Source organism: Pseudoalteromonas sp. G5_S1_14_S5 (genome assembly GCF_054968605.1).
Genome location: NZ_JBQKUM010000171.1, coordinates 1 through 1,592, shown reverse-complemented (window position 1 = coordinate 1,592; position 1,592 = coordinate 1). Strand labels below are relative to the sequence as shown.

The 1,592-nt window shown below is 43.7% G+C and carries 1 protein-coding gene; it reads left to right on the top strand.

Going from position 1 to position 1,592, the window contains the following annotated elements; all coding sequences use genetic code 11:
* A partial coding sequence (locus ACTRWI_RS22385; RefSeq protein WP_499133894.1) for a putative Ig domain-containing protein occupies positions 1-1,592 on the top strand: 1,592 nt, incomplete at both ends.

Sequence of the window (1,592 nt, the reverse complement as noted above, 5' to 3'; positions counted from 1 at the left end):
CAATATTAACCCACAAAATGATGCACCATCCATTGTCAGTATCACTAGCCCAATTCAAACTAACCAGGACACGCTGTATACTCTGTCATTCACAGCCGATGATGTTGATGTTGGTGATAAATTAAGCTTTAACGTTCAAAATAAACCCAATTGGTTAACCCTTGATTCAAACAACCGTACCTTAAGCGGTACGCCAACAAACAGTGATGTAGGTACCTATTCCAATATTATTATCGACGTTATTGATAGTTTAAACGTGACCACCAATTCGAATGCGTTTGAAATTGAGGTGATAAACATCAATGATGCGCCAACGATAAGCGGCACACCTACAGAGAACATTAATCAAGGAGTCCAATACTCATTCACCCCAACCTATGATGATCCTGACCAAAGCATTGGTCATGAAACTAAAACGTTTTCGATTCAAAATAAACCGTCTTGGCTAACTTTCGACAGTACAGATGGCTCATTAACTGGTACCCCCGGGCAAAATGACGTTGGTAGTCATACCAATATCGAAATCACTGTCGCAGACAAAGCAGGGTTAACAGATACTCTGCCCGCTTTTTCCATCACCGTGATTAATATTAATGATGCGCCGACAGGTAACAATGTTTCCGTCATGGCAGCCGAAGATAGTATCGAAATAAAAATTAAAGACAGCCACTTTTCAATGAGTGACGTCGACGGGGACAGCCTGAGTAAGATTGTTATTACCTCTGTACCTGCGGATGGGATTCTTACCCTTTCTGGCAGTCAGATAGGTGGAATAACTGATGTGCCATTGGCGGATCTACAGGCAGAAAACTTACGTTTTGTATTCTCAAACGACGAGTTTGGTACGCCATACACCACGTTTACATTCAAATACCATGATGGACAGGTAGAAAGTGCGGCAGATTACACTGCGACCATTAATCTCACTCCTGCAGAGGATCAGCTGGACCTCACCGTTACGTTATCAACAACAGGATTAACCGAAGACGACAGTAACATCACTGTCGGCCACGTCGTCGCAACTTATGCGATTGATGATAAAGGAGAAAATGATATCGGTGGCACGACATTAACGCCACTAACGGCCTACCAGCTGGGTAACAACAACACGATTACACTGACTCAAGATGGAATCGATACCTTAAATAGCACAGGTTTGCTCCCCTCATTCACCCTTTTTGTCGATGACAACGGCACTGGAGTCCCCACTCAAGAGACGAATACACCTATCGTTATAGCAGTAAATGACTTACCTATTGCCGAGAAAAGTGATGTCACCGTTACGGAAGATACGCTCTATACATTCAAGGCCGATAAATTCAACTACAAAGATGAAGAATCTACCGAGTTCAGTAAGATTAGCATCGAAACGCTCGCCAACAGTGGCACCTTGATAGACAAAAGCACTGGACAAAATGTTTCCCTGGGGCAAGAATTTGAACGCGCAGATGTGGCGAACCTACAATATCAACCACAACTAAATTCAACCGCAAGCGATTCATTTACTTTTAACGTCGTCGATGACGACGGTGATGAATCCACCACCGCCGCTACCATGACCATTACACTCTCTGCGGTCAATGATGCGCCGA